The organism is Flavobacterium branchiarum (assembly GCF_030409845.1).
Lineage (GTDB): Bacteria > Bacteroidota > Bacteroidia > Flavobacteriales > Flavobacteriaceae > Flavobacterium > Flavobacterium branchiarum.
In genome coordinates this window covers 803,800-828,891 of record NZ_JAUFQQ010000003.1, presented here as the reverse complement: position 1 = coordinate 828,891, position 25,092 = coordinate 803,800, and the positions used below count along the sequence as shown (strand labels likewise).

Below are 25,092 nucleotides of genomic sequence, written 5' to 3'. Positions count from 1 at the left end.
TCTATTTTTTATTGATTTGCAAATTTACGAATTAATTTGATATTCGTTTATTCTTTCTATTTTTTAGATTTGTATGTTAAGCCATAAACTGTTAATGCCAATAATGCTAAAACAGCACATCCTATAGTTACCGCATGCCAGCCTCCTAATTTCCATAAAAACAATCCATAAGCTGAACCTGCCGCTGTTCCTAGAAAGCTAAATGACATAAATACTGTATTTAATCTATTTCTAGCTTCTGGTAGCAATGAATAAACTCTTGTTTGGTTTGAAATATGAACTCCTTGAATTCCTATATCGATACAAACGATTCCGATAATGATCCCTACTATGCTGCTTCCTGAAAAGTAGAAAATAATAAAACTAATTAACATCATTAAACAACCGTATCCTACAGCAATTCTTGAATTTCCTTTATCTCCTAACCTTCCAACTAATGGAGCTGCTAAAGCCCCTGTGGCACCAACTATACCAAAAAGACCAATTGTTGAGCTAGTAAAATGAAAAGGAGCATCGGATAATAACAATACCATTGTTGTCCAAAAAGCTCCAAATTGCGCAAAACAAAATGCGTTAATTAAAGTTGCTTCTCTTAATAAAGGTTGTGTCTTAATAAGTGTAAAAAGTGATTGTAGTAATTGCCCGTATGAACCATGAAATACTGGTTTGTTGTACGGAAATTGTTTTTGCATAACAAAAAAGAGAAGTAAACATATCCCTGCTGCGATCCAAAACATTGATCTCCACCCCATAAACTCTCCTATAATTCCGCTTAAAGTTCTCGATAATAAAATTCCAACTAGCAAACCGCTCATAATTGTTCCTATTACTTTACCTCGTTCACCAGGATCACTCAATGAAGCTGCCAAAGGCAAAATTAACTGCGGAACTATTGATGTGATTCCGATAAGAAGGGAAGCAATTTCTAAAACTAAAAAGCTTTGGGCAGTTGCCGCAATAACTAAAGCAACAACAGTTGCAAGCGTGGTAATCAAAATTTGTTTTTTACGCTCAATTTTATCACCAAGTGGCACCATAAAAAAGAGGCCAATAGCGTAACCTGCTTGGGTAAGATAAGTTATTGTTCCTGCATCGGCTTCAGGAATCTTAAATTCATTGGCAATTAAAACAATTAAAGGCTGACAATAATAAAGGTTTGCAACTATAAGTCCAGTGCAAACTGCCATAAACATGACACTAGTTTTGGATAAATTCATTTTGCAAAAATACTACTCTAATTTTTAACAAAACTTTAAAAAAAGCATAAAATTCCCCAAAAGGACTTCTACCAACCTTAACTTTCTATGCTTCAAAAGCCTAAATTAGCTCTTTTACTATAAATTCACAGCTCGTTTTTATTGACGCAATTTCATTCGGCATATAATTTGTTTCTTGTTCTACGAAAAAGTGCTTCATTCCTGAAAGCTTGGCTTCTTCAAAAATAGATTTAAAATCTATGCTTCCTGAACCAATCTCTGTATTTAAAGTGGCATCGCTTTTATCCATATCTTTTACATGCCACATCGCAAAGCGGCCGGGATTTTGCCGAAACAGTTCTATCTGATTAATTTTAGAATATACTACCCAATATAAATCCATTTCAAAATAAACTAAATTTCTATCCGTCTCTTTTAGTAGAATTTCATAACCTGTTATATTATCATATTTTTTAAACTCAAAATCATGATTGTGATAGGCTAATTTCAAACCTGCTTTTTTACAAATTCCTCCAGCCTTATTTAGCAATGAAGCTATTTTTTTATAATCGTCAACACTTCTTCTTAAGCTTTCGTCTAACCAAGGAACTGTTATATATTCACTTTTTAAAACTTTTGCTGCTTTTATAGCCGCTTCAAGTTCTGTGGTGTTGCCGTCATAGAAAAAAGTTCCTAAACTGTAATGTCCACTTACTGCTTTTAATCCATTTGCATCTAATAGTTTTTTTAATTCTTCAGATGACAATCCCCAAAACTGATCTTTAATTGAGAAACCATATAGTTCAACTGCTGTATATCCAGCTTGTGCCACTTTCTCTAAAGTTCCTTTTACATCATTTGGTAATTCATTCCGCAAAGTATATAACTGTAATCCAATTGCCCTTTTATTTAAAGCAAACGCAAATGAAGGAATTAAACAAACTGTGGCCGTAGCCATTCCTGTATTGATTATAAAGTTTCTTCTTGAAATCATATTTTTAGATGATTAATTAGCCTTTCATAAAGTCTTCCCGAATAGGACTGAAAACATCTGTTAGTAAACCGCTTTCTAGACAAACAACTCCATGTATGGCGTGTGGCGGAATATAAAAACTATCTCCCGCTTTTAGCGTTTTAGTTTCGTTATCAATTGTCACTTCAAATTTTCCGCTTGCCACATAGGTAACCTGTGAGTGATAATGTTCGTGCAACACTCCAATACCTCCTTTTTCAAAATGAACATTAACTAACATTACTCTGTCATCATATGCCATTATTTTACGCTTGATTCCTTCACCAACAACTTCCCATTCAATTTCATCATTAAAAAGAAATTTTTCACTTGTTCCAAAACTTTCCATAACTTCTGTATTTTAGTCTAACTTTTCTGTCTGTTACTACCTCAACATTAATCTAATGACAGCGCAAATTTCACTGCTGCATCTGAATGAATTTTTGTTGTATCAAAAACTGGAACTGAAATATCATCCTGACTTATAAGCATTGGAATTTCGGTACAACCCAAAATAATTCCTTCGGCACCGTTTTCAATTAATTTATTAATCACCATAATATAAGCTCTTTTGGTTTGCTCATTGATAATTCCTCTTCCTAATTCTTCTTTTAATGTCTTCTGAATATAATCTCGTTCATCCTGAAGAAAAGGTACAACTGTCTCAATATTATATTCTGCAAGTTTGTCTTTATAAAAATCCATTTCCATGGTGAATTTTGTTCCCAACAAACCAACCTTTTTTAATCCTATCTTATTTATTGCTGTCGCCGTAGCAGTTGCAACATGAATAATTGGCAGCGAAATTTCTTTCTCAACTCTTTCTACAACTGCATGTGCTGTATTAGCACATAAAACAATTGCTTCGGCACCACTTTTCTCAAGGCTTTTACACGCATTTGTTATTAGCTCGAATGTTACATCCCAATTATTGGCTGTATTGTTTCGTTGAAAATCATCAAAATTTAAAGAATAAATGATGCATTCTGCAAAATTAAGTCCTCCTAATTTTTCATTTATTCCTTCATTAATAAAACGGTAATAATCAATGGTAGAAACCCAACTAATACCTCCAACAAGCCCAATTTTTCTCATAACTAAGATTTTTTTTTAGATTTAAAGTTTTTCGCAAAAGCAAAACGGTTTCAAACGATTATAAAATAAGTCTATGACTCAAATCGTTTGAAACCGCTATTGTAAATGTATTTTTTTTATTCTTTAATAACTAAATTATCTCTAGTGTTTTTTTGAACTGCAATTGCACCAAAAATCCCTAATAAAAATGCAAAAGCATAAAATCCTTTTTCACTAGGCAAAATCGTAGCATTCCACAATCCAGCTGTCAATAAAGCAATTGACAGAATTGTGCCAAACCAACAAATTCCATAATAAATATCCGTTACAGGAAATCCTTCTAATTTATCTCTTACACTTTTTTGCAATGATATTACTGCAAACAATCCGAACATTAAAACCGTGAAGTAATATCCTTTTTCATTTAATAACATTTCAGCTCTTGCAAGTCCTACTAAATAACCAATAATTCCTGCTCCCATAGCAATCCAAGATGCTGCAACAAATGCATTCGACGTTTTTTGTACCATTTTTTAATTCAATTTTATATAGGTTAATTAATTTGTTTCGTATTTTGAAAAGATTGCCGAATCTATAGGTGTCCAGAAACAACACTTTTGTCCACTTACTTTTAGTGCATTATTTGCCCATGTATTGCAAGTATGAAGTAAACTGTAACTTCCAGTTCCTTCATAAAAAGCATCTCTTTTACCGTAGTTCTGGTCTGTTTTGATGTGTATAAATTGTCCCTTTTCATCTTTCTTGAAACTGCTTTTAATATAATCTACCAAGCGACTGTATTGCTCTTTGCTGATTACAATTTTTTTACAGCTTTCATTTTCTTTTATGTTCGAAAAATAGGTTGCATGTATTGCCGTATTACTCAATCCTGAAGCTGCTTTAAGCGCAGTCGAAATTTTAAGATCTGACCAGTTTGGCGTTTCTAAATAAAATCCTTTATCTCCCCAGCCCATTGCTAGATATTGATATGTTGTGTCTTTAGATATTGTATTTTCATACTTTACCATTTTGCTCCAATCCATAAATTCGTTTCGAGTAGGAACTACAATATCAGTATGAACTCCATTAGTCATGATATAAATCGTAACTTCTTCTTTCGTATTTGGTTCTCTCTCAACTGTAATTCTTGAAATAGAATAAGCAAGAATAACATACAGCAAGATAAAGGCAACAAATCCAAGTAGGATTTTGCCAATAATTTTTAAAGCTTTTTTCAATGAATTTTTTTGATTAGTTAGTTTTTTGGCTTTGGCAAAAATAGTAGTATTTTATTTAATAAAAATACATTACAACAATTTAAAATAATAAATTTCTTATTTAAAATATAACTATTTGTAAAGAAGTGCGTTACGAAAATTACATTTTTTGAAGATTCTTCAATGCTACTTTAGTCGCATTCAATCGCATTGCTATAAATTCATCTTGATTGATATCTTTTGTTGGTTCTATATTCGTTGCAAAAAAGTAAACTCCATTTTTATTTTCCAGATAACCTACAAACCAACCATTACGTTTTTCATCTTCTATAGACAAACCTGTTTTTCCTCTTAAAACATAATCATCCTTTTTTTCAACTTCCATAATATCTTTCATTATCGATTCGGTTCTTTTTGAAATAGGTAATTCTGAGAAATACAATCTTTTTAAGAAATCAACTTGTTGCATTTGCGATATTCTTGATTTCCCTTTTAACCAAAAATCATCTAAGGTTAATGTATCAAAAACCATTGAATTGTAATTGAGTTTTTTCAGATACGATTTCATTCGCTTCACTCCCACTTTCCTTGCGATTTCCTGATAACAAGGCACGCATGAAACTTTAAATGCTTGTTTGAGTGTTAAATCTTGCTCCCATGCTTTCATCCATCTTTTTTCTCCATCCCATTTAAAAATAGTTGAATCACTTTTTACGACTCCTGTCTCTAATGCAATAATAGAATTTGGAATTTTAAATGTTGATGCAGGAAGGTTTCCTCTCTTTGCCCAAGCAAAATCATTAGAATAATAAGTATTCTTATTTGCATCATAAATCAGTATTGATCCTTTAACTTTTAGGCTATCCAAAATTTCACCAAACTGAGAAACTACAATTTGTGTTTCTTTTTCAGCTTCTTTTTTAGTTTCAATTTTACCTTCTTTATTTTTTGATTGACAACTTACGTTTAAAATTATCGTTAAAAATAGGAAGATAGATAGCTTTTGATTTTTCATGTTGTTTGTTTTACTTTTAGCATGCAAGTTAATAAATAAGCTTTTGTTTCTACTAAATCTTTTTCGATTCGTTTCTTCTTGCATCTTTTCTCTTTTCTCTTTTCTCTTTTCTCTTTTCTCTTTTCTCTTTTCTCTTTTCTCTTTAAACCTAAAATCCATCATTCACTGCTTCGCGAAAAAAACTTTGTATCTTTGCAGACTAGAACCTTTTGAATAAAAAAAATGCGCATAGATATTATTACTGTTTTACCAGAGTTATTACGCAGTCCATTTGAGGCTTCAATTATGAAACGTGCTATTGACAAGGGTATTGTTGAAGTTCATTTTCATAATTTACGTGACTATACAACCAACAAACAGAAGAGTGTTGATGACTATCCTTTTGGCGGTGGTGCCGGAATGGTAATGACTGTTCAGCCTATTGATGCTTGTATTACTCATTTAAAAAGTGAAAGAACCTACGACGAGATTATATATATGTCGCCTGATGGTGAAACGCTGAACCAAAAAATGGCTAACACTATGTCGATGTACGAAAACATTATCATTTTGTGCGGACATTACAAAGGTGTTGACCAACGAGTTCGCGATCATTTTATTACGAAAGAAATATCAATTGGTGATTATGTTTTATCTGGTGGTGAATTAGGCGCTTTGGTGTTATCAGATGCTTTAATTCGATTAATCCCTGGCGTTTTAAGCGACGAAACTTCTGCTTTGACTGATAGTTTTCAAGATAACTTATTATCTGGACCTATATATACTCGCCCTGCTGATTACAAAGGATGGAAAGTTCCTGATGTTTTAACCAGCGGTCACTTTGCTAAAATTGACAAATGGAGAGAAGATATGGCTTACGAACATACTAAAAACAGAAGACCTGATTTACTTGAAGATAATTAGTATTCAGTATTCAGTCGAAGTATTCAGTCTTAGTTTGTGGTTATCATAGTCGCAGAGTTCAGTCTCGGTATTCAGTTTACAGTCGCAGTATTCAGTCTTAGTTTGTGGTTATCATAGTCGCAGAGTTCAGTCTCGGTATTCAGTTTACAGTCGCAGTTTACAGTATTCAGTCTTAGTTTATCGTTAATAGTCGCAGAGTTCAGTCTCGGTATTCAGTTTACAGTCGCAGTTTACAGTATTCAGTCTTAGTTTGTCGTTAATAGTCGCAGAGTTCAGTCTCGGTATTCAGTTTACAGTCGCAGTTTACAGTATTCAGTCTTAGTTTGTCGTTAATAGTCGCAGAGTTCAGTCTCGGTATTCAGTTTACAGTCGCAGTTTACAGTATTCAATCTTAGTTTGTCGTTAATAGTCGCAGAGTTCAGTCTCGGTATTCAGTTTACAGTCTAAGTGTCATCCTGAGCGGAGTCGAAGGACAGTCTCGGTTTGCGGTTACAGTCACAATATTCAGTTTGTAGTTTACTACCCCTTAATTAAAAATTGAGAGCATGTACGCTACACATAAAATAAAAAAAGTTGCAAATTAAAACTAAAGTTGTACTTTTGCATCCAAATTAGACCAACCTCTGGCGAAATCCGTGTATGTTGCTCTATCACAAAACCATAATTAAAGATATCATGGCAGATTTAATGAAATTCGTTCAAACCGAATTTGTTGCAAAAAAAGATTTCCCAGTTTTCGGAGCTGGAGATACTATCACAGTTTTCTACGAAATTAGAGAGGGTGAAAAAACAAGAACTCAGTTTTTCAAAGGAGTTGTTATTCAAAGAAGAGGTTCTGGAAACACAGAGACTTTTACAATTCGTAAAATGTCTGGTGCTGTTGGTGTAGAGCGTATCTTCCCAGTTAACTTACCAGCTTTACAAAAAGTTGAAGTTAACAAAAGAGGAGCTGTACGTAGAGCTAGAATTTTCTACTTCAGAGAACTTACTGGTAAAAAAGCTAAGATTAGAGACAAAAGAAGATAATTTTTTATCTCTTTACCATAAAGATCCCGATTCATTATTTATGAATCGGGATTTTTTTTGTTCTAAACAAAATATCAAAACAGTAATTCTTTGGCTTGAAAACCATCGATTTGTCAATTATTGCTACTAAAAATAGTAATCTGTTAATTTAAGGAATTCTATAAAAAACGCAACCGTTTTCGGACTGTTTTACTTATATTTGCTTCGCTCATTTTTGAGCCGACCATTCCTTTACATCGTCATTTTTTTGACGATACGATTATATTAAAAAAGAAAAAAAATGACACAGAATTCAAAAATTGTTTACACCTTAACAGATGAGGCGCCGTTATTAGCGACTTATTCTTTCTTGCCTATTGTACAAGAATTTACTGCTACAGCGGGTATTACTATTGAAACTAGAGACATTTCGTTGGTGTCTCGAATTTTATCTAATTTCCCAGAGTACTTGACCGATTCTCAAAAAACAGGGGACGCCTTGGCTGAGCTAGGACAACTTGCTACTAAACCGGAAGCAAACATTATTAAGTTACCAAACATCTCGGCTTCAGTTCCACAATTAAAAGCGGCTATTGCTGAATTGCAATCTCACGGATATAAAATCCCTAATTTCCCTGAAGATCCACAAAACGATACTGAAAAAGAAATTAAGGCTAAATACTCTAAAGTATTAGGTTCTGCAGTAAACCCAGTTTTACGTGAAGGAAACTCTGATCGTAGAGCACCAAGAGCAGTGAAGAATTTTGCAAAAGCAAATCCTCACTCAATGGGAGCTTGGTCACCAGACTCAAAAACTCATGTTGCATCAATGTCTAAAGGTGACTTTTACGGAAGTGAAAAATCACTTACTGTTCCTAATGCTACTGATGTAAAAATTGAATTTGTTGCTGAAGATGGGACTACTACTGTTTTAAAAGAAAGTACTCCACTAAAAGCAGGAGAGATTATCGATAGTGCTGTATTAAACTTAAATGCTTTAAAAAGCTTTGTTGAAACAACGATCGAAGAAGCAAAAAAAGAAAACATATTACTTTCAGTTCACTTGAAAGCTACAATGATGAAAGTTTCTGATCCAATTATTTTTGGAGCTATTGTAGAAGTTTACTTTAAAGATGTATTTGAAAAATACGCTACTTTATTTAGCGAATTAAATATTGATACAAGAAACGGATTGGGTGATGTTTATGCAAAAATTGCAGGAACACCTCAACAAGCTGAAGTTGAAGCAGCATTAGATGCAGCTATAGCTAAAGGTCCAGCTCTTGCAATGGTAAACTCTGACAAAGGGATTACTAACTTACACGTTCCATCAGATGTGATTGTTGATGCTTCTATGCCTGCAATGATTCGTACTTCTGGACAGATGTATAACAAAGAAGGAAAACAACAAGATACAGTTGCAATTATCCCAGACCGTTCTTATGCTGGTGTTTATACTGCAACAATCGATTTCTGTAAAAAACATGGTGCTTTTGACCCAACTACAATGGGAAGTGTACCAAACGTAGGTTTGATGGCTCAAAAAGCAGAAGAATACGGATCTCATGACAAAACTTTCCAAATAAAAGGAAATGGTGTTGTGCGTGTAGTTGATACTAACGGAACTGTATTAATGGAACAAGCTGTTGAAGATAAAGATATCTTTAGAATGTGTCAGGCAAAAGACGCTCCTATTCAAGACTGGGTAAAACTAGCTGTAAATAGAGCTCGTTTATCTAATACTCCAGCAGTTTTCTGGTTAGACGAAAACAGAGCACACGATAGAGAATTAATCGAAAAAGTAAATACGTACCTTAAAGATTACGATACTACAGGTTTAGATATTCGTATTTTAAATCCAATCGAAGCTACAAACTTTACTCTAGAAAGAATCATTAAAGGATTAGATACTATTTCTGTAACTGGAAACGTATTACGTGATTACCTAACAGATTTATTCCCAATTCTTGAAGTTGGAACTTCTGCTAAGATGCTTTCTATTGTTCCTTTAATGAATGGTGGCGGATTGTTTGAAACTGGTGCTGGAGGTTCTGCTCCTAAACACGTTGAGCAATTTACTCAAGAAGGATATTTACGTTGGGATTCTTTAGGAGAATTTTTAGCTCTTGGTGCTTCATTAGAGCATTTAGGTCAAACTTTAAACAACTCTAAAGCAATTGTACTAGCTGAAACTCTAGATGAGGCAAATGACAAATTCCTTGCAAACGATAAATCTCCAGCTCGTAAGATTGGTCAAATCGATAATCGTGGTTCACACTTTTATTTAGCATTTTATTGGGCTCAAGCTTTGGCTGCTCAAGATAAAGATGCTGAATTAAAAGCAATCTTCACTCCGATCGCTGCTGAGTTTGCTGAGAATGAAGCTAAAATAAATGCAGAATTAATTGCAGCACAAGGAAAACCTCAAGATATTGGTGGTTACTACCAACCAAATCCTGAATTAACTAGCAAAGCAATGCGTCCTAGCCCTACATTTAATTCAATTTTGGCTAAAATAGCTTAAGCTATTATACATAACGATGTATTTAAGTACATCACTACAAATGCATATAAAAAGACAACCAGAAACGGTTGTCTTTTTTTTAACGCATATTTAACGTTGGTTTTGTAATATTTTTCTCTTTACAACGTCTTAATAAAGTAATTCAAAAATTAAACAATGATTTTAAAAAAAGTTAGTTTATTACTTATTGTATTTTTCGCTACTTTTTCTTCTATAGCACAAGAAAAATTCACTCTCAGTGGTACCATCTCAGACTCAAAAAATAATGAAACCTTAATTGGTGTCAATATTTACATCCCATCATTAAAAATAGGCGCAACAACCAACGAATATGGTTTTTATTCTATTACAGCCCCAAAGGGAGAATATCAGATAGAAATCAGTTATGTTGGATACCAATCTTTTGAACAAACTATTTCTTTGACAAAAAACATTAAAATCAATTTCTCATTAAAGGAAGGTGGTGAAGAGCTTCAAGAAGTAATCATAACCGACAATAGAGGAAGAGCCAATACGCGTACACCTGAAATGAGTGTAAACAAACTTTCTATAACATCCATAAAAAAAATGCCAGTTGTTATGGGAGAAGTCGATGTATTAAAATCGATTTTATTACTCCCAGGTGTTACCAATGCTGGAGAAGGAGCTTCTGGATTTAATGTTCGTGGTGGTGGTGCAGATCAGAATTTAATACTTCTTGATGAAGCTACTATTTTCAACTCTTCACATGTTTTTGGTTTCTTCTCTGTATTTAATCCAGATGCCATCAAAGATTTAAAACTATATAAAGGTGGAATCCCTGCTCGTTACGGCGGTAGAGCTTCTTCTGTTTTGGATATTTATCAAAAAGATGGAAATAGTAAAGATTTCCATATGAATGGTGGAATCGGTTTAATTTCTAGCCGACTTCTAGCCGAAGGCCCATTAGTAAAAGACAAAGGATCGTTTTTAATTGGAGGAAGAGCTTCATACGGACATTTATTCCTAAAACTTACCGATGATATGAAAGACAATTCCGTTTATTTTTATGACTTAAATGCAAAATTCAGTTATAAACTAAACGACAATAACAGTTTATATCTATCTGGTTATTTTGGTCGTGATGTATTTAGTATCGCCAAAAGCTTTGCAAATACTTATGGAAACACAACTTTAAACTTGCGTTGGAATCATTTATTTTCTGATAAACTATTCACAAATCTATCTTTAATTTATAGTGATTATTATTACGGTCTTGATTTAGATTTAGTAGGTTTCAAATGGGATTCTGGAATTAAGAATTACAATATCAAATATGATTTCAAGAATTATATTTCAGATAAGTTCAAATTAAATTATGGTGTAAATGCAATTTATTATGAATTTAATCCCGGAAATATAAAACCAACAGATGGCAAAATTGGAATTAATCCAGAGCAATTAGATAAGAAATATGCATTTGAACCTGCAATTTATATTGAGGCTGAAAATCAAATCGCTAAAAAACTAACCCTTTCTTACGGACTTCGTTTTAGCATGTTTTCTCGTTTAGGCTCTTCAACAGTTAACTTGTATGAGAAAAACAATCCTGTTGTTTTTGACCCAGTACGTCAAATCTATGAAAAAGCAACTCCAGTAGGAACACAATATTACAGCAAAAACAAATCTATCGCCGATTATAAAAATTTAGAACCACGTTTTTCTATTGGCTATCAAATTAACGAAGACCAAGCCATTAAAGCTAGTTATAACAGAATGGCGCAGTACTTACAATTAATATCAAACACCTCATCTCCTACACCGCTTGATGTATGGATGCCAAGCGACCAGTTCATCAAACCTCAACTTGCAGATCAGGTAGCTTTAGGTTATTTCAGAAATTTCCAAGATGGAGATTACTCTCTTGAAGCAGAAACCTACTACAAGAAAATTAAAAACCGACTAGATTATATTGATGGTGCCGATTTAATAGCAAATAACGCTATCGAACAAGTACTTTTAAATGGACGTATGCGTTCTTATGGTATCGAATTAATGTTTAAGAAGAATACTGGAAAACTAACTGGATGGGTTTCTTATACATTATCTAAATCAGAACAACAAACTCCTGGAAGAACTCCAGAAGAAACAGGAATTAACAACGGACAGTGGTACAATTCCGTGTACGACAAACTACATAATTTAGCTGTGACAACTTCGTATGCACTAAACGAAAAATGGTCATTTGGTGCTAATTTCGCCTTACAATCGGGGCAACCAGTATCCTATCCAAATAGTTATTATGAATACTTAGTTCAGGTTCCTAATTATGGTTTACGTAACGAAAATAGATTACCTGCATATCATCACTTAGATGTTTCTGCAACATTAACACCAAGATCAAATAAAGATAGAAATTGGAAAGGAGAATGGGTTTTTAGTATTTACAATCTTTATAACAGACATAATGCTGCGTCGATTAATTTTAGACAAAATACCGATACAGGATACAATGAAGCTGTAAAAACTTCTATATTCGGAATGGTGCCTGCAGTTAGCTATAATTTTAAATTTTAATTCACTTCTCTCAGAGAAAAATAAAAATATATTCAGATGAAAAAAATAAATATATTAATCCTTTTTATAACAACCTTGTTTATTACAAGTTGTGAAGAAGTTGTAGATGTTGATTTAAAAACAGCCCCACCTAAATTAGTGGTCGAAGCAGTTATCAATTGGACCAAAGGAACAACTGGAAATCAGCAAAAAATAAAATTAACTACAACAACAGATTATTACAATCCCGTAATTCCTGTTGTTTCTGGAGCGACAGTGTTTATACAAAATAGTACAAACAAAGTATATACTTTTTTAGAAATTCCTAAAACGGGACAATACGTTTGTACCAATTTTGAACCTGTAATTAATGAAACTTACGTTTTAACTATTATTAGCGGAGGAAACACATATTCCGCAACCGAAACTTTAAAATCGGTAGCGCCTATTACTAGAATAGAACAAAAAAACGATGGTGGTATCATGAAAGATGAAATTGAAGTAAAAGCCTACTTTAATGATCCTGCTAATGAACCTAATTATTATTTATACCACTATACATATTCTAATAAAATACTAACAAACTATTCGGCGGCTGAAGATAGATTCTTTAACGGAAATGAATTTTTCAGTTCCTCAAATAACGATGATTTAAAACCAGGTGACCAAGTTGAAATAAGCCATATCGGTATCTCAAAAAGTTATTATAACTTTATGAATATTTTAATAAGCATTGCTGGTAATAATAGTGGCGGACCGTTTCAATCTCCTCCTGCTACTGTAAGAGGTAATGTTATAAATAAAACAAATGTAAGTGACTATCCTTTAGGTTATTTTTCTCTTGGAGAAATCGAAACTAAAAAATACATAATCCAGTAACATTTAGAATGGAACCAAGAATAGAAAAATTAACAGAAAAGAAAATCGTTGGAAAACGAATTACAACTTCTTTTTCTATTAATAGGACAAAAGAACTATGGCAAAGTTTTATGCCAAACCGAAAAGAAATAAAAAACAATGTCAGTTTAAAACTACATTCTATTGAAGTATATCCAGAATCCCATTTTGTCAATTTCAACCCTAAAAATGAATTCGAAAAGTGGGCTGGCGTAGAAGTAACCGATTTTCATTCAGTTCCTGCCGATATGGAAACGATTACAATTCCAAGTGGATTATATGTCGTTTTTATTCATAAGGGACCAGCAAGTAACGGACATAAAACATATCAATATATTTTTGCCGATTGGTTGCCTAAGTCAGAATATCTATTAGAAAACAGGCCTCATTTTGCAGTAATGGGCGAAAAATACAAACATGAAGATCCAACATCCGAAGAAGAAATCTGGATTCCGATAAAACAAAAAAATTAATACCCCGAAAATGCTCTCAGTTGTGAGAGCATTTTTTTATATCAAAACTTAAAAAATACTGACTCTCAACATATGTAAATGTGCAAGGAATAGAATTAAATGACCTTTGTAAAATCATAAATTCAAAACTTAAAAAAACATGAAACATTTACTTCTCTCCCTATTTTCTCTATTTGCATTTAATACAAAAGCGCAAACTTTTAAAAATCCAGAAGCCTTATTCGATCCTACTCCTTATGGTTTTAGCCATGCCTCATCTGTAAAAACAGCAGGCGAACTTATTTTTATATCAGGTCAAAGCGGCGGATTAGGAAAAGAGCACAAACTAAGTCCCGATTTTAGAGAACAAACACAAGTAGCATTAAAAAATATTGTGACAGTATTAGACAGCTACAAGTTAAAGCCAGAGAATATTATGAAAATCACGATTCTAATTGTTGACCATAATCAAGAAAAACTAAAAATCTGGAACGAAGAAATTAACAAAGTTTGGAAAAACAAACCATTTCCTGCCAGCACCTTAATTCCTGTTCCGAGATTAGCCATCGACGGAATGCAGATTGAAGTTGACGCTACTGTTTTCAAAACATCAAAGTAATTCCACTAAAAAAGCTAAACCAATAAGTCACAAAGATTCAAAAAATCCGTTCTTATGTTTCGGCATCAGAACGGAATTAGCATAAAATCCTTTCAACCATAATATTCTTTGATTAAAAAAACTTTATTTCCTTAATCCCTTAATAGTAGAAAAATAGTTACTTTTTACTTTCGTACATTTACGGCACATTTTAAATCTAAACCATAAATGTCATCACATCATATCGTACGCGACGACCAAGAACCTGCATTAATCATAGCAAACGGAGCAGCCTGCAATCCTGAATTATTAGGACAATTATTAGAATGGTCTCCTTTGATAATCGTATTGGATTCGGCCATGGAACGCGTAGTCGATTTAGGCATAAAAGTCGATGTCTTATTAGGTGATTTCGATCGTGGATTTGACCCCGAAATATACAAACCCACACAATATCCAATCGAAATTGTACATACTCCAGATCAAGACAAAACTGATTTAGAAAAAGCATTCGATTATTTAATCGAACGAAAAATACCCGCAGTAAATGTAATTTGGGCAACCGGAAAAAGAGCCGATCATACCATTGCAAACATAACCAATATTGTTCGCTACCGAAATTTGTTGAAGATTGTAATCCTCGACGATCATTCCAAAATATTTTTATTGCCAAATAAATTCGAAAAATGGTACACTGCTAACACCCCAATATCACTTATCCCAATTGGAGTAGCAAACGGTGTTTTTTCAGATAATTTAGTATATCCTCTACACAACGACACGCTCACAATAGGCTATAGAACCAGCAGTAGCAATGCCGTTTCTAAAGATGGAATCGTAAAAATCACTTATACCGATGGCGATTTATTACTAATGGAATGCTTTGATTAATTCTTTTTTCAGGAGCCAATTCCCGCTTTTGCCTCAATCTTTTTGGGCAAAAAAAGCCCAAAAAGGATACCAGCTCAATCGGGGCTAAACCAAACAATTTCATTACAACACTATAAGTATCCTCTCTATTTTAAAACATACATGAAAACTAAACTACTTATTACATTATTATTTATTATCAATTTTTCATTCAGTCAAAATAAAACCTTCAAAAGCAGTCAATTTAATTGGAAAATTGAAATACCCGAACAATGTGAATTAATTGAAAGTGAGAATTGGTTAAAAGAAAAAAATAAAGAAAATACAAAAAAAGGATACAAATTAGAAACTGACGAAAATTCTAAAATACTAATTGCTATAAAAATAGATAGCTTAAATTATTTTGTAGCCTACAATGATAACGATTTTAAAACCAATTCAAATGCTTTTATGGACTTCCAAAAAGCCATGTACGAAGTAAGTCTGAAAAATGTAAAAATAGAAGTAAATAAATCAGATGAAAAATTAAAAATAAGTAACATCGAATTTAACCACCTCAAACACGAATACATCTTCCCAGATAAGTCTTATTTAATTACCGAAGTTTATGGTACATCCATCAAAAAGAAAGTTTTCTCAGTATTTCTTATTTATAATGATAAAGAAAAAGGGGCAGTGCTATTAGAAAATTTCAAAAATTCGATATTTAAGTAGACTATTCATGGTTCCTTCAAATTAATTAAAAATCAATATTTAATTAAGGGAAAATTAAACCCTAATTTTAATAACAATCGATCTAAGATTTTCACAAAAAAGTAATGACTATCTTTGCACGGAAATTAAGAATAATGAAAGCTACAAATAACGCCGAGAAAACGAGTCTACATCCTAGAAACCCACATCGTTCACGCTACGATTTTGAACAACTAATTACGGATTATCCCGAATTAAAAAAATTCGTGGGGATAAACGAACACGGAATCGAAACGATTGATTTTAGTGATCCCGAAGCAGTAAAGGCACTTAATAAAGCCTTGTTGATTCATTATTACGACATCCAAAACTGGGACATTCCTAAAAATTTTCTTTGCCCTCCAATTCCTGGAAGAGCAGATTACATACATTACTTAGCCGATTTATTAGCAACAACAAATAACGGAGTAATTCCTGAAGGTGAAGGTGTTTTAGGTTTAGATATAGGTATTGGTGCCAATTGCATTTATCCAATATTAGGAAATGCAGTTTATGGCTGGAGTTTTGTTGGAACTGATATCGATGAAAGAGCAATCCAAAATTGCAGTAAAATAATCGAAGCCAATCCTAAACTAATTGACGCTATCAGTTTGCAACAGCAAACAGAGTCTCGTTTTATATTCAAAAATATAATTACGCCAGAAGACAGATTTACATTTACGATTTGCAATCCTCCATTTCACTCTTCATCAGAAGAAGCAAATAAAAGTGCCGTTCGAAAAGCAACAAGTCTAGATCCAAAAGCCAATAGAAAAGCAGCTCCTGTTTTAAACTTTGGAGGCCATAATGCCGAATTATGGTGCGATGGTGGAGAAATAGGATTTGTTACACAAATGATATATGAAAGTGCCAAATACCCAATGCAATGTTTGTGGTTTACTACATTAGTTTCTAAAAAAGAGAATCTATCTAGCATCTACAAAACATTGAACAAAGTAAATGCTTCAATTGTAAAAACAATAGATATGGCACAAGGTCAGAAAACTAGTCGTATCGTCGCTTGGTCATTTCTTACCGAAGCACAACAAGCTAAATGGAATTTTAAAACCGAACTTTAAATTATTTCTATAATAAAATATCGCTTCTAACATATAGAAACATTGATATGCTTTCTCTGTATAACTTTCAGTATTAATTCGATAAAATATTCCTGAGACTTTGACAAAGAGAAGCTAGCAAACTATTCCATAAAAAATTCAACGATAAATCAAGATAAAATTATATTAGCTCCAAAATAGCTCCAAAAGCTACAGCGGAGCGATATATTTATACATCTTCTAATTACTAAGTTAGATAGAATTATACCGATTTTAATCTTGTCACAACTTTCAAATCAAAAACAAGAATCCTAATTTCTATTTTTGTTTTGTAACTTTACATTCCAACAATTCTAATATATAGAAATGAATTTTCAAGTAGCCTCAGATTACAGTCCAAAAGGAGATCAACCGCAAGCAATTGAAAAATTAACCCAAGGTATAATCGATGGCGAAAAATACCAAACGCTACTTGGGGTAACAGGTTCAGGAAAAACATTTACAGTTGCCAACGTTATTCAAGAAGTGCAAAGACCAACTTTGGTTTTGGCACACAACAAAACATTGGCGGCACAATTATATTCAGAATTCAAACAGTTTTTTCCAAACAACGCCGTAGAATATTTCGTTTCCTACTATGATTACTATCAGCCAGAAGCTTTTATGCCCGTTACTGGAGTATTTATAGAGAAAGATTTATCTATAAACGAAGAGTTGGAGAAAATGCGTTTAAGCACAACATCATCCCTACTTTCAGGACGACGCGATATATTAGTCGTAGCTTCTGTTTCTTGTTTGTATGGTATCGGAAATCCAGTAGAATTCCAAAAAAATGTTATTGCAATAGAAAGAGATCAGGTTATTTCGAGAACCAAATTATTACATAGTCTTGTACAAAGTTTATATTCAAGAACCGAAGCCGATTTTATCCCCGGAAGTTTCAGAATAAAAGGAGACACTGTAGAGGTATATCCTAGCTATGCAGATGATGGATATAGAATTCACTTTTTTGGAGATGAAATAGAAGAAATAGAATCTTTTGATATAAAAACGTCTCAAGTAATTGAGAAATTCAACAAACTTACAATCTACCCTGCCAATATGTTTGTAACATCACCAGATGTATTACAAGGAGCAATTTGGCAAATACAACAAGACTTGGTTAAACAAGTTGATTATTTTAAAGAAATAGGAAAACACCTAGAAGCAAAACGGCTAGAAGAACGTACCAATTTTGATTTAGAAATGATTCGTGAGCTAGGGTATTGTTCAGGTATCGAAAACTATTCTCGTTATCTAGACGGAAGAGAAGCAGGAACAAGACCATTCTGTTTGCTTGATTATTTTCCAGATGATTATTTAATGGTAGTAGATGAAAGTCACGTTACACTATCACAAGTTCATGCCATGTATGGAGGAGATAGAAGTCGTAAGGAGAATCTTGTTGAATATGGTTTCCGCTTACCTGCTGCAATGGACAATCGTCCTTTAAAATTTGAAGAATTTGAAGCCATGCAAAACCAAGTAATTTATGTTTCGGCTACTCCAGCAGATTATGAATTACAAAAAACAGACGGTGTGTATGTAGAGCAAGTAATTCGTCCAACTGGGTTATTAGATCCAATTATCGAAGTACGCCCAAGTTTGAATCAGATTGATGATTTAATCGAAGAAATTCAAATCCGTTGCGAATTAGACGAACGTGTTTTAGTCACTACTTTAACAAAAAGAATGGCTGAAGAATTAGCCAAATACTTAACCAAAGTTAGTATTCGATGTCGTTACATTCACTCAGATGTAGATACTCTAGAACGTATCGAAATTATGCAGGATTTACGAAAAGGAATTTTTGATGTCCTAATTGGAGTAAATTTACTCCGTGAAGGTTTGGATTTACCCGAAGTTTCACTTGTTGCAATTCTTGATGCTGATAAAGAAGGTTTCTTACGTAGTCATAGATCATTAACACAAACCATTGGTCGTGCTGCGAGAAACATCAACGGAAAAGCAATTATGTATGCTGATAAAATTACGGCAAGCATGCAAAAAACTATCGATGAAACCAATTATCGCCGTACAAAACAAATTAATTTTAACCTCGAACACAACCAAGTTCCACAGGCATTAAATAAAAAAATCGAAAGTGCATTTGTCAAAAATCCATTAGTAGAATATGAATTAGGTCACACTTTAAGCGAAGCAGCTGAACCTGAAACTGCTTATTTATCTAAAGCAGAACTAGAAAAATTGATTCGTGAAAAACGTAAATCAATGGAAAAAGCTGCAAAAGAGCTTGACTTTCTTCAGGCAGCAAAATTGCGTGACGATATTAAAAAACTACAAGAACAATTGCCTTAATTATGTTGCTCCTGAAAAATTTTCAATAATAACTCAGGATCAATCATTGCATTTGGTGCATCCTTCATTAAATTAAGAATACGCTTCGTTGCTATAGGATTTAATCCCATATCGATAGCGATTTGTTGTATTGCTGCAGCTTCTCTAGTATGCAATATACCATCGCAATGCATAATTAAAGCCAATCTGTAAAATTGCTGAATACGTTGGAATTCGGATTTAATAACCAATGAAGGGATTTCCTGATGAAATAAATCTTTAAAAGTCACTTCGTCAATATTTAATTCCTGAGCAACCAACGACAAAAAATCATACTCTCTCTTATGCAATTCACCATCGACAGTTGAGAAAGATATTAGTTCTAAAAGTAAACTTATTTTTTCGGCATTAGTATTCATCAAATTCATATTTTTAGCTAAAATATTGCTTTTAAACTTAAAATACAAAAATGACAGCTATGCAATTAATTATCAGAGCATACAATTTAAAATTAAAACATACTTTTAGGATTTCAAGAAAAACGATCGATTTTCAACCAACAGTAATCGTAGAATTAAAAAAAGAGGGGTATTCGGGTTTTGGTGAAGCAACATCTAATCCTTATTATAATATTACCATTCCGATATTAGAAAATGATATCGAAAAAATTCGTCCAATAATTGAAGCAATAGAAGATGAAACTCCAGAAGAGTTTTGGTCAAAAATAAATCCATTATTACAAGACAATAAATTTGCTTTATGCGCTTTAGACAATGCATACAACGATTGGTATGCTAGAAAAAAAGGCTTAAAATTATATCAGCTATGGGATTATTCTATCCAGAACAATCCATTAACCAATTATACCATCGGAATTGATTCTATAGAAAAAATGGTTTCTAAAATGGAAGAATTACCTTGGCCTATTTATAAAATAAAACTTGGAACTCCCGAAGACATAGCTATTGTAACCGAATTAAGAAAACATAGTAATGCCGTTTTTAGGATTGATGCCAATTGTGGATGGAGCGTTGAGGAAACGATTAAGAATGCTATCGAACTAAAAAAACTTGGAGTCGAATTTCTAGAACAACCTCTCAAAGCTGATGATTGGGAAGGACATCGTGAAGTTTTTAAACATTCGGTTTTACCAATTGTTGCCGATGAAAGTTGCATCATCGAAAGCGATATTGCTAAATGCCATAATCATTTTCATGGAGTAAACATAAAATTAATGAAATGTGGCGGAATCACTCCCGGACGTCGAATGTTGCAGGAAGCAAAACAATTGGGATTAAAAACAATGATTGGTTGCATGACAGAATCTACAGTCGGAATTTCGGCTATCGCCCACCTTTTACCTGAGCTTGATTATGTCGACATGGATGGGCCTTTGCTATTAGAAAAAGACATTGCAAGTGGCGTTATTATACAAAATGGAGCGATAAAATATGCTGAAGGAAATGGAACTGGAGTAATCTTGTATTAATCACCATTTCAATATTAGGAAAGTAACGATTCAATTACATTTAAAACGTACCTTTGTAAAAAATTAAACGATGACAAATAACGATATCCTAAAAAAACTACGCGTAGCCTTGATGCTCCGTGACGACCAAATAGTTGAAATATTAGAATTGGTAGATTTTAGAATTTCAAAATCAGAGTTGGGTGCTTTTTTTAGAGCCGAAGACCATGAAAACTATATGGAATGTGGAGATCAGGTATTGCGTAACTTCTTAAACGGATTGGTAATTCATTTAAGAGGAACAAAAGAAAATCCTAAAAACCCTAATGATGTTTTAGCAAAACACAAAGCAGAAATTCCCGCTAAAGGTAGCACAAAGGAAAGACCTGAGTTTAAAGCTAAATCAAAAGATGAAGAAAGAGCTAGAGGAGATCAAGCACCATCTAATAAATCTGGAGCTCCTGCAAAAAAACCTTTCAAAAAGAACAATAGCAAATCTGCTCCAAAAATACAAATAGTTGAAAAAGTAAAATTCAACTTCGGTAAAAACAAAAAATCCTAAGCTAACACTTAGGATTTTTTTTTATGCCAGTTATGTTAAAGTAAAATCATTTTTGCTTTTCAATCTCAATTTTGAATTTTTTCTGAATTCGAATCAGTATTTTTGTGTAAAATTAGACTTTAAAAACAATGAAAAAACTTATTTTATTTTTAGCATTTGTGTTCGTTACCCAAATAAATGCTCAAGAACGCCCAAAACTAGTAGTTGGTATTGTTGTAGATCAGATGAAGATGGAATATCTATATCGCTTTTCTGATGATTTTACAGCAAATGGTTTCAAAAGGCTTATGAATAATGGATACACTTTCCAAAACATGCATTACAACTACATGCCTACTTATACCGCTCCTGGTCATGCTTCTATTTATACAGGAACAACTCCAGCAACACATGGAATTGTAGGTAACGAATGGTTTAGCCGAAAATTAGGAAGACAAATGTATTGTACTGAAGATGCAGATGTAGCAACAATAGGTGATGGTACTAAAGAAGAAGGCGAAATGTCTCCTAAAAACTTATTAAGTACAACTATCACTGACGAACTAAGAATGTCAACCAATTTTCAAGGAAAAGTAATTGGAGTAAGTCTTAAAGATCGTGGAGCAATTTTACCAGCAGGACACTTTGCAAACTGGGCTTTTTGGTATAGCAAAACAGGATCTTTTGTTTCTAGTACGTTTTACGGAAATAAATTACCTGATTGGGTTACCGAATTTAATAGCGAAAAAAATTATTTACCATACATAAACAAAGGTTGGGATTTATATAAGCCACTTGCTACATACAACAAAAGTTTACCAGACAACAACCCATACGAAGGAAAATTATACAACAGTGCAGCTCCTATTTTTCCATACAACTTAAAAGATATGTATGAAAAAAATGATGCTGGAGTTATCCGATCTACTCCTTTTGGAAATGACTTATTAGCTGATTTTGCTAAAAAAGCAATCGAAAAAGAAGAATTAGGAAAAGATGATATTACTGACTTCTTAACAGTTAGTTTTTCTTCTACAGATTACGTTGGGCATTTATTAGGACCACGATCTATGGAGTTACAAGATACTTATTTACGTTTAGATCAAACTATTGCAGACTTTTTAACTTACCTTGATAAAACTGTTGGTAAAGATAATTACTTATTGTTCTTAACTGCAGATCATGCTGGGGCAGAGAATGTAAATTACCTTAAAGACAATAAATACAACGTAAACAATATTAGTCCTAAGGACATACGCAAAAACTTAAAAGAATTTTCAACAAAAACTTTTGGTGATGATTTAGTTTTAAACTACTCAAGCTTTAACTTATTCTTGAATAAAGAAAAAATCAAAAAGAAAGCTTTAGATTTAGTAAAAGTAAAACAAGCTTTCAAAGAGTATTTAATGGCTCAGGATTACGTAAAAAGAGTCTATACTGAAGAAGAAATTGCAAATGCTACTGGTAATGATTACTATCTAAATTTCATTGTAAAAGGATATGATTTTACTCAAAATGGTGATTTAATTATATTAGACAAACCTGGTTATATCGAATTTGCTGGAACAGGAACTTCTCATGGAACTCCTTATTCTTACGACACACATGTACCAGCAATTTTTTACGGATGGCATATTAAAAAAGGAGAATCATACAATAAAAAAGTAATTACACAAATTGCTCCAACTATTGCTCAAAAATTAAAAATAACTTTTCCGAACGGAACAGAAGCCAATGTACTTGAAGAGGTTTTAGATACTAAAAAATAATTCATTCATTGCATAAAACAAAAACGACTGTATTAAATACAGTCGTTTTTGTTTATAGTAGATTTACTAATTCATCTAAATCTATTTCGGATAATGATATCTTTAAGCTTGGCTTTTAAATCTTCACCAGTATCATAAACCATTTGTTCATTATTAGGAAATGGCACAGCACGTTTATTAAAATAAGACAAATAACTATCTTCGCAAGCACTTTTATCTCCCTTGTAGGTTGCATAAACATAATCAAAAATAAAATCGCTAGTTATAGGAAACGATTGCATTAGCTGATTCGTTTTTAAGTCGACATAATCAACCTTTGCTGTTACCTGACAAGATTTAAATTGTCTGAATTCATAGATATTTGCTCGAAGCGTTCTAAAATTATCTACCTTAATTTCTCGACCTAAACTATCTTTAACAGGCTTACCTCTACTATCCAAAAGAGTTCTTACCCCATCTTTAACCTGTCTTTCTTTAATAAACTCTTTTTCTTTAATTTGTTCAGGAGAAATTAAAATCTCTCTAAAATTTAAAATCAGACTATAATCATAAGAAACTTTTTTTTGTCTGACACTATGATAAACCGTCCATTTATCATTTAATCCATAAGTACTAAAATCCAATAGATCATTTTGAAGTTGTTTCGGAATAATCATATTGGTTTCATTTTTAGCATAAACATCTACAAAATCTGTTCCTTTAAATAAGGCTTCATCCATAAGTATTTTTGTATTCTTATATCCTGGATTAATACTTTCCAAATAAGCGAAGTCATCATAAGCTTTTCTAAAATCCAATTTATTTTTAGATTTCAAAAGAGCCGAAGCATTCTCATATAAATATTTAGATAGTGCGTTTTTACTTTTTACAATCTGCTCAGAATAATTATCAAACGGGAAATAAGCATTCTTACCCTGCTTCAATAATTGCAACGGCAACAAAGGTCTAATTTTTTCTTGGCGATTGTTTAACTGAATATAAGTATTGTAGATACGCTCAATATTAGCAGGATTTGATTCTCTTGACATCATATCAAGATTTCGTAAATCTCTATCTTTTGCCTTCGCAAAAGCTTCTTCAAGCAAGTAAACATAATCTTGTTTTCCCTTTGAATCTTTCTTAGTTCTCAATCCTTCGATTGCTCGATCTATTGCTCCATCATAATTCCCATCACTCAACATCGATTGAGTATTTTTTACACCACACGAAGAAAGTGCCAAAAAGAGAATTGTAAAGAGTATTGTAATTTTTTGCATCAGTATTTATTTAATGATGCAAAGATATCTGTTTTACATTAATTCAGATAAGTATTACTTTATTTTAAATTTAAGAAGCAGCAACTCTCATTTTAATGAAAGCCAAAAAAAATGTGCAAAGCCAAAAGACATTTGCACATTTTTTTAATTAAGAAACTCTCTTTAGAGAATATTATTTTCCTTTTAGTAATTTTTCTAAATACTCTACCTTTTCTTTTTCAGCTTGAACTAAACGTTCGTAAAGTTCAACAACTTTATCAAGAGGATTAAATGTACAAGAATTATTGGTTATAAAGCTTCCTGACACAGATTCATTAAAAGTATTAAAATAATTGAAGACATTTTCCTCTGAAAAGTTGTTAATTGCTTCAACTGTCACACCTAGTGCTTTTGCTATTTCCGCAAGTTTTTCTTTCTCAATAGTTTCACTTCCTTCAATATTTGAAACAGATTGTTGCGTTACACCAATAGCCTCAGCAAGTGCTTCCTGTTTCATCCCTTTAAGCTCTCTGATTCGGCTTATATTTCTTCCAATATGTTTGGGTTTTGTTACTGTACTCATAATTCAAAGATATTTAAAATTATTTTAAAAAATACTTATTGGTAAAAAACAAGTTTTTTTGGTACGATACTATTTTTAGTTGCTTTTTCTGA

General features: G+C 32.7%; 24 protein-coding genes. 14 read left to right on the top strand and 10 right to left on the bottom strand.

All coding sequences use genetic code 11. The annotated features are described in order from the left end of the window. Nucleotides 1–56: 56 nt before the first annotated feature. The 7 genes from QWY99_RS04260 to blaOXA all read right to left on the bottom strand — a co-directional run bounded on the left by QWY99_RS04260 (nt 57) and on the right by blaOXA (nt 5,514). Nucleotides 57–1,187, bottom strand: a complete 1,131-nt coding sequence (locus QWY99_RS04260; protein ID WP_290261896.1) for an MFS transporter — start codon at nt 1,185–1,187, stop codon at nt 57–59. A 130-nt stretch (nt 1,188–1,317) separates the two neighbouring features. Then, complete coding sequence (locus tag QWY99_RS04255; protein ID WP_290261894.1) at nt 1,318–2,190, bottom strand: sugar phosphate isomerase/epimerase family protein; 873 nt, start codon at nt 2,188–2,190, stop codon at nt 1,318–1,320. 16 nt (nt 2,191–2,206) lie between these two features. After that, nucleotides 2,207–2,557: a cupin domain-containing protein gene (locus QWY99_RS04250; RefSeq protein ID WP_290261893.1), complete on the bottom strand. Its 351-nt coding sequence runs from the start codon at nt 2,555–2,557 to the stop codon at nt 2,207–2,209. A gap of 47 nt (nt 2,558–2,604) precedes the next feature. Further along, on the bottom strand, nt 2,605–3,303 hold the full coding sequence (locus QWY99_RS04245; protein WP_290261891.1) for an aspartate/glutamate racemase family protein: 699 nt from the start codon (nt 3,301–3,303) through the stop codon (nt 2,605–2,607). Nucleotides 3,304–3,419: 116 nt separating this feature from the next. Further along, nucleotides 3,420–3,812 carry an inner membrane protein YiaA gene (gene yiaA, locus QWY99_RS04240; RefSeq protein WP_290261889.1) on the bottom strand — a complete coding sequence of 131 codons (393 nt, stop codon included), beginning with the start codon at nt 3,810–3,812 and terminating at the stop codon, nt 3,420–3,422. A gap of 27 nt (nt 3,813–3,839) precedes the next feature. After that, on the bottom strand, nt 3,840–4,520 hold the full coding sequence (locus tag QWY99_RS04235; protein WP_290261887.1) for a TIGR02117 family protein: 681 nt from the start codon (nt 4,518–4,520) through the stop codon (nt 3,840–3,842). A 139-nt stretch (nt 4,521–4,659) separates the two neighbouring features. Continuing rightward, the gene (blaOXA, locus tag QWY99_RS04230; RefSeq protein ID WP_290261885.1) at nt 4,660–5,514 is read right to left on the bottom strand and encodes a class D beta-lactamase; all 855 of its coding nucleotides are present in this window, start codon (nt 5,512–5,514) and stop codon (nt 4,660–4,662) included. A 222-nt stretch (nt 5,515–5,736) separates the two neighbouring features. On the opposite strand from blaOXA, the gene trmD reads away from it, so the two are divergent. From trmD to uvrB, 11 genes are all read left to right on the top strand, one after another. After that, nucleotides 5,737–6,417, top strand: coding sequence for a tRNA (guanosine(37)-N1)-methyltransferase TrmD (gene trmD, locus QWY99_RS04225; protein ID WP_290261883.1), 681 nt, complete (start codon nt 5,737–5,739; stop codon nt 6,415–6,417). A gap of 675 nt (nt 6,418–7,092) precedes the next feature. Beyond that, nucleotides 7,093–7,443, top strand: a complete 351-nt coding sequence (gene rplS / locus QWY99_RS04220) for a 50S ribosomal protein L19 (RefSeq protein ID WP_290261881.1) — start codon at nt 7,093–7,095, stop codon at nt 7,441–7,443. A 280-nt stretch (nt 7,444–7,723) separates the two neighbouring features. Further along, the gene (locus QWY99_RS04215; protein WP_290261878.1) at nt 7,724–9,946 is read left to right on the top strand and encodes an NADP-dependent isocitrate dehydrogenase; all 2,223 of its coding nucleotides are present in this window, start codon (nt 7,724–7,726) and stop codon (nt 9,944–9,946) included. A gap of 156 nt (nt 9,947–10,102) precedes the next feature. Then, a complete protein-coding gene (locus QWY99_RS04210) occupies nt 10,103–12,481 on the top strand; it encodes a TonB-dependent receptor (RefSeq protein ID WP_290261876.1) in 2,379 nt (792 codons plus the stop codon). A gap of 36 nt (nt 12,482–12,517) precedes the next feature. Then, nucleotides 12,518–13,339, top strand: a complete 822-nt coding sequence (locus QWY99_RS04205) for a DUF4249 domain-containing protein (protein ID WP_290261874.1) — start codon at nt 12,518–12,520, stop codon at nt 13,337–13,339. Between the two features lie 8 nt (nt 13,340–13,347). Then, nucleotides 13,348–13,830: a GyrI-like domain-containing protein gene (locus QWY99_RS04200; protein WP_290261872.1), complete on the top strand. Its 483-nt coding sequence runs from the start codon at nt 13,348–13,350 to the stop codon at nt 13,828–13,830. 139 nt (nt 13,831–13,969) lie between these two features. After that, entirely contained in the window at nt 13,970–14,428 is a 459-nt protein-coding gene (locus QWY99_RS04195) for a RidA family protein (RefSeq protein WP_290261869.1), read from the top strand. 207 nt (nt 14,429–14,635) lie between these two features. Further along, nucleotides 14,636–15,298, top strand: coding sequence for a thiamine diphosphokinase (locus tag QWY99_RS04190; protein ID WP_290261866.1), 663 nt, complete (start codon nt 14,636–14,638; stop codon nt 15,296–15,298). Between the two features lie 141 nt (nt 15,299–15,439). Further along, nucleotides 15,440–15,991 (top strand): hypothetical protein, encoded by a 552-nt coding sequence (locus QWY99_RS04185; RefSeq protein ID WP_290261864.1) that lies wholly within the window; start codon nt 15,440–15,442, stop codon nt 15,989–15,991. 134 nt (nt 15,992–16,125) lie between these two features. After that, nucleotides 16,126–17,088, top strand: coding sequence for a 23S rRNA (adenine(1618)-N(6))-methyltransferase RlmF (gene rlmF, locus QWY99_RS04180; RefSeq protein ID WP_290261861.1), 963 nt, complete (start codon nt 16,126–16,128; stop codon nt 17,086–17,088). Nucleotides 17,089–17,433: 345 nt separating this feature from the next. Then, nucleotides 17,434–19,425 carry an excinuclease ABC subunit UvrB gene (uvrB, locus tag QWY99_RS04175; RefSeq protein ID WP_290261859.1) on the top strand — a complete coding sequence of 664 codons (1,992 nt, stop codon included), beginning with the start codon at nt 17,434–17,436 and terminating at the stop codon, nt 19,423–19,425. On the opposite strand, the gene QWY99_RS04170 is transcribed toward uvrB, so the two are convergent. Next, entirely contained in the window at nt 19,422–19,823 is a 402-nt protein-coding gene (locus tag QWY99_RS04170) for an excinuclease ABC subunit B (RefSeq protein ID WP_290261856.1), read from the bottom strand. The genes uvrB and QWY99_RS04170 overlap by 4 nt on opposite strands. Nucleotides 19,824–19,882: 59 nt before the next feature. Here QWY99_RS04170 and QWY99_RS04165 point away from each other — a divergent pair, with 59 nt between their 5' ends. The 3 genes from QWY99_RS04165 to pafA all read left to right on the top strand — a co-directional run bounded on the left by QWY99_RS04165 (nt 19,883) and on the right by pafA (nt 23,182). Next, nucleotides 19,883–20,893: a dipeptide epimerase gene (locus tag QWY99_RS04165; protein WP_290261853.1), complete on the top strand. Its 1,011-nt coding sequence runs from the start codon at nt 19,883–19,885 to the stop codon at nt 20,891–20,893. A 70-nt stretch (nt 20,894–20,963) separates the two neighbouring features. Beyond that, a complete protein-coding gene (locus QWY99_RS04160) occupies nt 20,964–21,434 on the top strand; it encodes a DUF1456 family protein (RefSeq protein WP_290261851.1) in 471 nt (156 codons plus the stop codon). Nucleotides 21,435–21,562: 128 nt separating this feature from the next. After that, nucleotides 21,563–23,182: an alkaline phosphatase PafA gene (pafA, locus tag QWY99_RS04155; protein ID WP_290261848.1), complete on the top strand. Its 1,620-nt coding sequence runs from the start codon at nt 21,563–21,565 to the stop codon at nt 23,180–23,182. 71 nt (nt 23,183–23,253) lie between these two features. On the opposite strand, the gene QWY99_RS04150 is transcribed toward pafA, so the two are convergent. Beyond that, nucleotides 23,254–24,438: a hypothetical protein gene (locus QWY99_RS04150; RefSeq protein WP_290261845.1), complete on the bottom strand. Its 1,185-nt coding sequence runs from the start codon at nt 24,436–24,438 to the stop codon at nt 23,254–23,256. Between the two features lie 172 nt (nt 24,439–24,610). After that, the gene (locus QWY99_RS04145; RefSeq protein WP_290261843.1) at nt 24,611–25,000 is read right to left on the bottom strand and encodes a helix-turn-helix domain-containing protein; all 390 of its coding nucleotides are present in this window, start codon (nt 24,998–25,000) and stop codon (nt 24,611–24,613) included. Nucleotides 25,001–25,092 lie beyond the last annotated feature (92 nt).

Bases quoted from the DNA above. Each gene is read 5' to 3' on its own strand.
- QWY99_RS04260 (WP_290261896.1), bottom strand. From the start codon at position 1,187: ATGGCAGTTTGCACTGGACTTATAGTTGCAAACCTTTATTATTGTCAG.
- QWY99_RS04255 (WP_290261894.1), bottom strand. From the start codon at position 2,190: ATGATTTCAAGAAGAAACTTTATAATCAATACAGGAATGGCTACGGCC.
- QWY99_RS04250 (WP_290261893.1), bottom strand. From the start codon at position 2,557: ATGGAAAGTTTTGGAACAAGTGAAAAATTTCTTTTTAATGATGAAATT.
- QWY99_RS04245 (WP_290261891.1), bottom strand. From the start codon at position 3,303: ATGAGAAAAATTGGGCTTGTTGGAGGTATTAGTTGGGTTTCTACCATT.
- yiaA (WP_290261889.1), bottom strand. From the start codon at position 3,812: ATGGTACAAAAAACGTCGAATGCATTTGTTGCAGCATCTTGGATTGCT.
- blaOXA (WP_290261885.1), bottom strand. From the start codon at position 5,514: ATGAAAAATCAAAAGCTATCTATCTTCCTATTTTTAACGATAATTTTA.
- trmD (WP_290261883.1), top strand. From the start codon at position 5,737: ATGCGCATAGATATTATTACTGTTTTACCAGAGTTATTACGCAGTCCA.
- rplS (WP_290261881.1), top strand. From the start codon at position 7,093: ATGGCAGATTTAATGAAATTCGTTCAAACCGAATTTGTTGCAAAAAAA.
- QWY99_RS04215 (WP_290261878.1), top strand. From the start codon at position 7,724: ATGACACAGAATTCAAAAATTGTTTACACCTTAACAGATGAGGCGCCG.
- QWY99_RS04210 (WP_290261876.1), top strand. From the start codon at position 10,103: ATGATTTTAAAAAAAGTTAGTTTATTACTTATTGTATTTTTCGCTACT.
- QWY99_RS04205 (WP_290261874.1), top strand. From the start codon at position 12,518: ATGAAAAAAATAAATATATTAATCCTTTTTATAACAACCTTGTTTATT.
- QWY99_RS04200 (WP_290261872.1), top strand. From the start codon at position 13,348: ATGGAACCAAGAATAGAAAAATTAACAGAAAAGAAAATCGTTGGAAAA.
- QWY99_RS04195 (WP_290261869.1), top strand. From the start codon at position 13,970: ATGAAACATTTACTTCTCTCCCTATTTTCTCTATTTGCATTTAATACA.
- QWY99_RS04190 (WP_290261866.1), top strand. From the start codon at position 14,636: ATGTCATCACATCATATCGTACGCGACGACCAAGAACCTGCATTAATC.
- QWY99_RS04185 (WP_290261864.1), top strand. From the start codon at position 15,440: ATGAAAACTAAACTACTTATTACATTATTATTTATTATCAATTTTTCA.
- rlmF (WP_290261861.1), top strand. From the start codon at position 16,126: ATGAAAGCTACAAATAACGCCGAGAAAACGAGTCTACATCCTAGAAAC.
- uvrB (WP_290261859.1), top strand. From the start codon at position 17,434: ATGAATTTTCAAGTAGCCTCAGATTACAGTCCAAAAGGAGATCAACCG.
- QWY99_RS04170 (WP_290261856.1), bottom strand. From the start codon at position 19,823: ATGAATACTAATGCCGAAAAAATAAGTTTACTTTTAGAACTAATATCT.
- QWY99_RS04165 (WP_290261853.1), top strand. From the start codon at position 19,883: ATGCAATTAATTATCAGAGCATACAATTTAAAATTAAAACATACTTTT.
- QWY99_RS04160 (WP_290261851.1), top strand. From the start codon at position 20,964: ATGACAAATAACGATATCCTAAAAAAACTACGCGTAGCCTTGATGCTC.
- pafA (WP_290261848.1), top strand. From the start codon at position 21,563: ATGAAAAAACTTATTTTATTTTTAGCATTTGTGTTCGTTACCCAAATA.
- QWY99_RS04150 (WP_290261845.1), bottom strand. From the start codon at position 24,438: ATGCAAAAAATTACAATACTCTTTACAATTCTCTTTTTGGCACTTTCT.
- QWY99_RS04145 (WP_290261843.1), bottom strand. From the start codon at position 25,000: ATGAGTACAGTAACAAAACCCAAACATATTGGAAGAAATATAAGCCGA.